Genomic DNA, 8,174 nt, shown 5'->3' on the forward strand with positions numbered 1-8,174 from the left:
GCTGCAGGTGGCGTACACCAGGCGTCCGCCAACCTTGAGCAGCTTGGCGGCGGCGTTCAGGATGCTGGCTTGCTTGGCATTGAGCTCATCGACACTCTGGGCGCTCTGGCGGAACTTCAGGTCGGGGTTGCGGCGCAGGGTACCAAGGCCGGAGCACGGTGCATCGACCAGCACTCGATCCAGTTTGCCGGCCAGACGCTTTACCCGCACATCGTTTTCATGCTCGATCCGTTGCGGTTGCACATTCGATAGCCCCGAGCGGGCTAGGCGCGGCTTGAGATTGGCCAGGCGCTTTTCTGATACGTCAAACGCATACAACCGGCCGCTGGACGCCATCAGCATGCCCAGCAGCAGGGTCTTGCCACCGGCGCCGGCGCAAAAGTCCACCACCATTTCGCCGCGCTTGGGCGCCAACAACAGGCCGAGCAGCTGGCTGCCTTCGTCCTGCACTTCGAAGCCACCCTCCTTGAACAGATTGCTGCGATTGACCTGCGGCTTGCCGGCAGCGCGCAGACCATAGGGCGAATAGGGCGTGGTCTCCACGGCGATGCCCGATGCTTCCAGCTCGGCCATGACCGCTTCACGCTTCATCTTGATGGTATTGACGCGCAGATCCAGTGGCGCAGGCTGACTCAGCGATTTGCCCAGGGTGACGATGGCGGCATCGTCCATACCGCTGGCCTGCAATTCGCTCACCACCCAATCAGGCAGCTCGGCCTGCTCGTGCAGGGCCAGCGTATCGTTCTTGAAGCCCTTTACCTGACCCAGCCAGGCGCGCTCGTCCTCGCGGCCGACGATTGCCTCGAATTCGCGGGTATTGCGACCACCGCGCACCAGCCAGGCCAGCAGCAAGCGGCGTGGCGTCGGATCGGGCGCGCAGATGCGGTCCAGCGTCAACTTGTGGCGCAGTACACCGAACACCGCTTCGGCAACAAAGTTGCGGTCGTGGCTGCCCAGCTTGGGGTTTTCACGGAAATAGCGCGACAGCACGGCGTCGGCAGGGGCAGCAAAGGACAGGGCGGCGCGCAGGGCCTCCAGGGCGGCGTGAAAGGGGGCAGCGGCTAGACTCATGGTTTTTCCGGTTCAATGTCGATGGATTGGGCGACCAGCTGGAGCTCGCCATGCTCGTCGCTACGAATGATCTTGATGGGCAGATTGGCAAGGCCGGGGGCCAGCCATACTTCGGTACGGTCTTCCCCCTCGCCGGAGCGCCAGCTGCGTGCATCCCACTGTTTGCCGCGCAGCGTCAGGCTATTACCCATCTGGCTGGTGAAGCTGTCGTGGCGCAATTTGCGGCCGGTGGCGATCTGCATCTTGATCTGGGCCTTATCGCCAAGCCAGGCCAGCTGGAACGGCAAGGTGTTCAATTCCTGGGCACCCGCTTCCAGCGCGGCGGTTTCCTGGGCGTCGCCATTGCCGAAGCTGGCTTGCTGTTTGGCCCAGTCAAAACGCACAAAGCGGCGCGGCGTGGTTTCGTTGTTGCGGTATTCAGCGTAGTCCAGCGGTACCAAGCCGCCAGCAGCAATATCGCCATGGCTGATATAGCGGATGCGCGGTCCCAGAATCGGTGTGAGCTCGGTGTTGAGCGTGTAGTGCGCGCCATCAAGCTGCCAGCGCTGCTCGGCGCGGCCAATCGGCAGGCTGCCGAGCCTGGCCTGGTAGCTGATATGCACACGTGCCGGCAGCGGCTCGGCGCAAACCAGCAGACCAGCAAGGGAAATCAGCAGAATAAGGAAGTAGGGCATGGTAATCATCCGGGAATTGAAAGACCGCCCAGCCTGTAACTGCAAGGCTGAGCGCGGCCTGAACCGCGCTTACTTCTCGACGGCGCGCCGGCTACGACGCGCCAGCACCACCTTGTCGTCGATCAGCATCTGGGTGGCGATCAGGTCGTAGGACTTGTCGCCATCGTTGTAGCGGATGCGCACCGGCAAGTTGTGCCATTGCGGCGCCAGATAGTAGTCGAAGCTGCGCTTGCCCTGGCTGCCGCCCAGCACCAGCGTCGGCACCTTGACATCAGACAGGGTCAGCTCCGCCTCGCCCTTCAGGGCAAAGTTCACCGTATAGCTGGCGCGACCCGTGAGCACCTGGATATCGAAGCTCGGTAGCTTGTCGCCAAGCAAGGCAAACTGGTAGCCGGCAGCGAACACATCCACCGCGCCGTCATGCAGCACCTCCGACTTTTGTTTGCCCGGCTCGCCAACCAGCACCGTTTTGCCGGCCCAGTCAAAATCCACCTGGTAGCGTGGGTTCGGATCGTTGACCTTGAACTGCTGGTACTGCACCGGCTTGAGACCGTGCTCGTCGATACTGCCGCCACTGCGCGCCTTGCCCAGCATGCCGATATTGAGCGACAGCTCGTAACGGTTGGCTTCAACCTGCCATTTCGCCTCTATCGGCGCAAAGCCATTGAGCAGGTAGTTGATGGTGGCCGCCTTGGGAAACGGGTCGTTCAGTACCGGACGCTGGCTGAGCGGCGCTTGCGGGCTATTGCCGGGGCGGAGCGGCTCCTTGCTGTCCGGCACCGGCGGCACTGCGGCAGGCGTAGCTGCTGCAGCGACAAGCGGCTCGGCCGGCGGCGGTGTTGGCGCCGCATCAACCGTCGGCAGTTGCGGCGCAGGCGTCTTGGCCTCCACCTGGGCAAGGGCTGGCGCGTCAGCCGGTTTTGCCTCCGGCTTTGGCGCCGGTTTCGGTGGCTTGGCCCTGGCCGCTTGCGCCGCACTGGGCGCCATATGTGCCGGATGACTCGAACGCAAACCGAAGGTCACTTCAAGCGTGTCCGCCGGCTTGACGCCGGCCAGCGCGTGGCGCCCACCCAGGCTGCTATCGAGCGTCTGGCTGTTCAGCTTGCGCTTGGTGGCGCGTATGGTGTCGTCCGCCTGCAGGCTGTCATTTTCCCACCAGGCCAGCAAAAGATCCGAGGTGGCAGCAGTCAGGTGCAAGACCAGCGACACCAACAGCGCAACCATCAGCAGGGGCGACCACCAGCGCGTGCTCATGCCCTAGTCGCGAACCTTCACGCGCAGGCCGTCAATCACAATGCGACCTTCCACAAAGGCGCGCACTGCGGCCGGGTACAGCTTGTGTTCTTCTGCCAGCACCCTGGCCGCCAGGGTCGACTCGTTGTCATCATCCAGCACTGGCACTGCCGCCTGGAACACGATGGGGCCATGATCGAGCTCGGCGGTGACAAAGTGCACGGTGCAGCCAGCCAGCTTGCAGCCTGCTTCGATGGCACGCTGGTGGGTATGAAGGCCGGTGAAGGCGGGCAGCAGCGAGGGGTGGATATTCAGCATGCGCCCGGCATAGCGCTCGGTAAACGCCGGGGTGAGGATGCGCATAAAGCCGGCCAGCACCACCAGATCGGCGTGGCAGGCGTCGATCGCCTCGGCCAGCGCCGCATCGAACGCTTCACGGCTGCCATACAGCTTGTGATCCAGCGCCAGCGTGGCTATACCGCGCTCGGCCGCCCAGGCCAAGCCAGCCGCATCGGGCCGATTGGCGATAACGGCGGCGATATTCGCGCCGGGAATACCGGCCTCGACGATGGCTTGCATATTCGAGCCACGGCCAGAGATCAGGATGACAATGTTTTTCATAGAACTGTCGTGAAGGGGTGAAACGTGAAAGGTGAAACGCGAAAGGCGGCTTGCCAATCACGTTTCACCCAAGCTGCGCTACAGCGCTTTGGTATTTCGCTCAGGCCACCTGGGTCTGATGCTCGTCACCCTGGCGTTCGCGCACCACGCCAAGGCGGTAAACGGTTTCACCTTCGCCGGCCAGCAGCATTTCCGCGTCGTCGGCATGCTCGGCGGCGACGATCACCACCATGCCCACGCCGCAGTTGAAGGTGCGGTACATCTCCTGGGTTGCCACATTGCCTTGAGCCTGCAGCCACTGGAAAAGTTTCGGCATCTGCCAGCTGGCCGCGTCGATCTGCGCCACCACATTGGCCGGCAGCACGCGCGGTACATTCTCGGTAATGCCACCACCGGTGATATGCGCCATGCCCTTGATGGTGATCTTTTCCATCAGCTTGAGTATCGGCTTCACATACAGGCGAGTTGGTGCCAGCACCACATCGGCCAGCGAGCGGCCATGATCGAATGGCGCGTTGTAATCGGCTTCAGTGAGATGCAGGATCTTGCGGATCAGCGAGTAGCCGTTGGAGTGCGCACCATTGGACGCCAGACCCAGCACCACATCACCGGGCTTGATGGTTTCACCAGTGATGATCTTTGACTTTTCCACCACGCCGACGGCAAAGCCGGCCAGATCGTATTCGCCTACCGGATACATACCGGGCATTTCGGCGGTTTCGCCGCCGATCAGCGCGCAACCGGATTCTTCGCAACCCTTGGCGATACCCTTGATCACCTCGGTAGCGCTGGTGACATCGAGCTTGCCGCAGGCAAAATAATCGAGGAAGAACAGCGGCTCGGCACCTTGCACCAGGATATCGTTGACGCTCATCGCCACCAGATCGATACCAACCGTGTCATGGCGATTCAATTCAAACGCCAGCTTGAGCTTGGTGCCCACGCCATCGGTACCGGAAACCAGCACCGGCTCCTTGTATTTCTTGCTGATTTCCACCAAACCACCAAAACCACCAATGCCGGACAGCACTTCAGGGCGCATGGTTCGTTTGGCGAAAGGCTTGATATTCTCGACCAACTGGTCGCCAGCATCGATATCAACACCGGCATCACGGTAGGAAAGGCTATTTGGGGTTTGGCTCATGTCGGGCTCACAGAACGAAAACCGGCGCGGTGGCGCCGGTGGTGCGGTTACAATGCCGCGCGGTGTTCGGTCTACGGGAAACCGGCAGGCCCTGGCAGGCGGATGCTGGCACCGTTGCGTCGAACCACCCTTTGCAACAGCGGGTGCTCAACGCATTCGTAAACGCTGACCATTAAGCAGCGGAAATCGCAGATATTTTAGCATGAGACCACATCGCTCGCCCCTCGCCATCTGGATACGCTACTGGCCGCTTGCCCTGCTGCCGGTAGCGCTATGGCTGCTCTACCTTCTCAAGCCGGTGCTGGCGCCCTTTGTCACTGCTGCGGTACTCGGCTATATCCTCGAACCGATGGTAGCGGGCCTCGAGGGGCGGCGCTGGCCGCGCACCCTGGCGGTTACCGCGGTCATGCTGGGTGTGATGCTGCTATTCATCGCATTGTTATTGATCCTGCTCCCCCTGTTCGGCCAGCAGCTCAAAGCCCTGTACGGCTATCTGCCGCAGCTGATGGCCTGGCTGCGCGACTTCGCCGGCCCCTGGCTCACCCAGCACGCCGGCCTCGATCCCTCGGTATTCGATGCGGAGCGGGTAAAGGCCTGGCTGGGCGAGCACGGCAGCGAAGCGGGCCAGCTACTCAAGGACATGCTGCCTTCGCTGACCTCGCGCGGCATCGCCATGTTCGGCTTTATCGGCAGCGCCGTGCTGCTGCCGGTGGTGCTGTTCTACTTCCTGCGCGACTGGGATAGCTTGCTGAACCGCTGCAAGGAGCTGGTGCCGCCGCGCTGGCAAAGCACGGTTGATGGACTCAGCGGCGAAGTCGATGGCGTGCTGGGCCAGTATCTGCGCGGCCAGCTGTCGGTAATGCTGATCATGGCCCTGTTCTACGCCACCGGCCTGTGGCTGACCGGCCTGAGCTCCTCGCTTGCCATCGGCGTGATCGCCGGCCTCTTGGTGATCGTGCCCTATCTGGGCGTGATCACCGGCGTACTGCTCGCCACCCTGACTGCCGTGCTGCAATTTCACTCACTGGCCGGCCTGCTGCCGGTATGGGGCGTGTTCCTGCTCGGCCAGCTGCTGGAGGGCTTTGTCGTCACACCGCGCCTGGTCGGCGAGCGCATCGGCCTGCATCCGGTGGCGGTGATCTTTGCCCTGATGGCGTTTGGCCAGCTGTTCGGTTTTATCGGTATTTTGCTGGCCCTGCCGCTGGCCGCCGTCACCCTGGTGGCGATCCGCCGCGTGCGCGAGCAGTATTTCGAAAGCGGCTGGTATCGCCGATGAAGCAGCTGCCGCTCGATTTGCAGCTGCCCGAGCCATTCGGCTTTGACGACTTCCTGATCGGCCCGAATCTGGAAGCCTTTCTGGCGCTCAAGGCGCTGGCCGATGGCGAAGGGCAGGAATCGGTCATCTATCTATGGGGCGAGGCCGGCGTCGGCAAGCGCCACCTGCTGCAGGCCACCATGGCGCGCGCCCAGGAGCACGGCCTGATCGCCCGCTATTACGATGCCGCCACCACCGACCTGGGCGAAACCGCACACGGCGCCCAGCTATTGGCGGTTCACCATGTCGACCAGCTCGATGCCGAAACGCAGATCGTGCTGTTCGGCCTGATCAATGCCCAGCGCGAGCGCGGTGCCGCCATCATCATGGCCGGCCCGCAACCACCCATGCAGCTGCACCTGCGCGAGGACCTGCGTACGCGCCTCGGTAGCGGCCTGGTGTTCGAGATCCAACCACCTGCCGATGAAGACAAAGCCGCCCTGCTGCGCCACCGCGCCCGCGCACGCGGCTGCGAGGTGGATGAGACGGTGTGCCGCTGGCTGGTCACCCACCAGAGCCGCGATCTGGCCTCGCTGACCCGCCTGCTCGACGCACTGGACCGGGAGGCGCTGGCGGCCGGCCGGCCGCTCACCCTGCCCTTTGTGCGCGAGGCGCTGGCAAACAACGCTCTGTCCGATAAAACGCCAGGCCCGCAATCCGCTACCTGACCACCTTACTCCGCCACAACCGGACCCGCCAAGCAGGACACCATGCCACTCTCTGCCTATCTACTCTTTTGCACGGTTGCCCTCGCCTCCACCATGACGCCGGGCCCCGCCGTGATGCTGGCGATACGCAATGGCGCCAATCATGGCTGGCGTACTGCCATCGCCTCGTCGCTGGGCAATATATCGGGCCTGCTCTGTCTCACCTGCGTGAGCATGGCCGGCATGGGCGCCCTGATGAAAAGCTCGGCCGTGGTGTTCGGTATGGTGAAGCTGCTTGGCGCCGGCTACCTGATGTTTCTCGGCATCAAGCAATGGCGCAATGCCGACAAGCCCATGGCCAGCGCATGCGCACAAGAGGAAACCACCGGTACCCGCGCGCTTTATCTGGAAGGCCTGCTGCTTGCCCTCACCAATCCGAAAGCCATCCTGTTCATTGCTGCCCTGCTGCCGCAATTCATCGACAACGATGCGCCGCTGCTCAAACAGGTCGCGATTCTCACCGCCACCTTTCTCACCTTCTCGTTTTGCTCGCTGATGAGCTATGCCACGCTGGCCTCGGTGGCGCAGGCACGCTTTCTCGGCCTGCTGCGCTCACCGCTGTTCAATCGCACCATCGGCGCCTGCTTTATCGCATTCGGCGCCTTGCTGCTGCGACTGCGCCGCGCCTGAGCACCCTGGCGCCCCCCCCCCGGGCCGGGCTGTCCCCGCAAGCCCCGAGCGCCGCGCATGGCGGCAGCGAGTGCGCGAGCAATCTTGTAGACTCACGCTTTTGCCCATCCTGCCCATTCATCATGCGTACCCTGTTTTTGCTAGCCCTGCTGCTTGCCCAGCCCTTCGCCCTGGCCGCGACATCTGCTACCGACGCGCCACCGCCAGCCCCTGCCGGCCAGAGCGAAGCGGCAAAACCGCTGAACGACCGGGTACAGCAAATGCTCAAACCGGCCGATGCCAAATCCACCGCTGCACGCAACAATGCCCCCAGCGCCGAACAACGCGAGTGTGACGAGATCAATGCGGCCTTGGGCAAAGACCCGCAGCCAGACACGGCCGCCCGCTCCGCCACCTCGAAATCGGACAAAGCCAAGCCGCGCGTGCAGTACGGCTGCGTGAAAAACTGAGCAGCAGTGCGCGACACGGTCGCAGCGACTGCCCGCCCATGCGGGCCAGCCGCCCGGAACACCGCACCGCGACTGCTGCGCATAAGCCTCTGATACCGCGTGATTTTCGGCCACCACCCCCTGCTTATTTGCAATAGGCCGGAGGCAAACGGTCGTTTCGTTGTGATCGGTCTTTTAGGGTAAACTGCGCGCTTTGCTCGCTCGCCCGCCATGTCTGTTGCCATTCGTTTTTCTGCCGTCAAGAAGCGCTTCGGCGAGCTTGAAGCGCTCAAAGGCATCGACTTTGACGTGCGCGAGGGCGAGTTCTTTGCCTTGCTCGGCCCCAATGGC

9 protein-coding genes are annotated in these 8,174 nt (G+C 63.0%); 4 read left to right on the forward strand and 5 right to left on the reverse strand.

Annotated elements, in window-relative coordinates; translation table 11 throughout:
- The 5 genes from ACE3OH_RS16250 to purM all read right to left on the reverse strand — a co-directional run.
- A partial coding sequence (locus tag ACE3OH_RS16250; RefSeq protein ID WP_374355283.1) for an RsmB/NOP family class I SAM-dependent RNA methyltransferase occupies positions 1-1,071 on the reverse strand: 1,071 nt, incomplete at its 3' end.
- Positions 1,068-1,745: a DUF3108 domain-containing protein gene (locus tag ACE3OH_RS16255; RefSeq protein ID WP_374355286.1), complete on the reverse strand. Its 678-nt coding sequence runs from the start codon at positions 1,743-1,745 to the stop codon at positions 1,068-1,070. The genes ACE3OH_RS16250 and ACE3OH_RS16255, both read right to left, overlap by 4 nt.
- A gap of 69 nt (positions 1,746-1,814) precedes the next feature.
- A complete protein-coding gene (locus ACE3OH_RS16260) occupies positions 1,815-2,999 on the reverse strand; it encodes a DUF3108 domain-containing protein (protein ID WP_374355289.1) in 1,185 nt (394 codons plus the stop codon).
- A 3-nt stretch (positions 3,000-3,002) separates the two neighbouring features.
- Positions 3,003-3,599, reverse strand: a complete 597-nt coding sequence (gene purN / locus ACE3OH_RS16265; protein WP_374355292.1) for a phosphoribosylglycinamide formyltransferase — start codon at positions 3,597-3,599, stop codon at positions 3,003-3,005.
- Between the two features lie 100 nt (positions 3,600-3,699).
- A complete protein-coding gene (purM, locus tag ACE3OH_RS16270; protein WP_374355295.1) occupies positions 3,700-4,743 on the reverse strand; it encodes a phosphoribosylformylglycinamidine cyclo-ligase in 1,044 nt (347 codons plus the stop codon).
- Positions 4,744-4,945: 202 nt separating this feature from the next.
- Between purM and ACE3OH_RS16275 the strand changes: the two genes are divergently transcribed.
- The 4 genes from ACE3OH_RS16275 (at position 4,946) to ACE3OH_RS16290 (ending at position 7,844) form a co-directional block, all read left to right on the forward strand.
- On the forward strand, positions 4,946-6,019 hold the full coding sequence (locus ACE3OH_RS16275) for an AI-2E family transporter (RefSeq protein WP_374355298.1): 1,074 nt from the start codon (positions 4,946-4,948) through the stop codon (positions 6,017-6,019).
- Complete coding sequence (gene hda, locus ACE3OH_RS16280; RefSeq protein ID WP_374355302.1) at positions 6,016-6,726, forward strand: DnaA regulatory inactivator Hda; 711 nt, start codon at positions 6,016-6,018, stop codon at positions 6,724-6,726. Before ACE3OH_RS16275 ends, hda begins: the two co-directional genes overlap by 4 nt.
- 42 nt (positions 6,727-6,768) lie before the next feature.
- On the forward strand, positions 6,769-7,395 hold the full coding sequence (locus ACE3OH_RS16285; RefSeq protein ID WP_374355307.1) for a LysE family translocator: 627 nt from the start codon (positions 6,769-6,771) through the stop codon (positions 7,393-7,395).
- Positions 7,396-7,517: 122 nt separating this feature from the next.
- Positions 7,518-7,844 (forward strand): hypothetical protein, encoded by a 327-nt coding sequence (locus ACE3OH_RS16290; RefSeq protein ID WP_374355310.1) that lies wholly within the window; start codon positions 7,518-7,520, stop codon positions 7,842-7,844.
- Positions 7,845-8,174 lie beyond the last annotated feature (330 nt).

This window comes from Chitinimonas sp. (genome assembly GCF_041904975.1).
Lineage (GTDB): Bacteria > Pseudomonadota > Gammaproteobacteria > Burkholderiales > Chitinimonadaceae > Chitinimonas.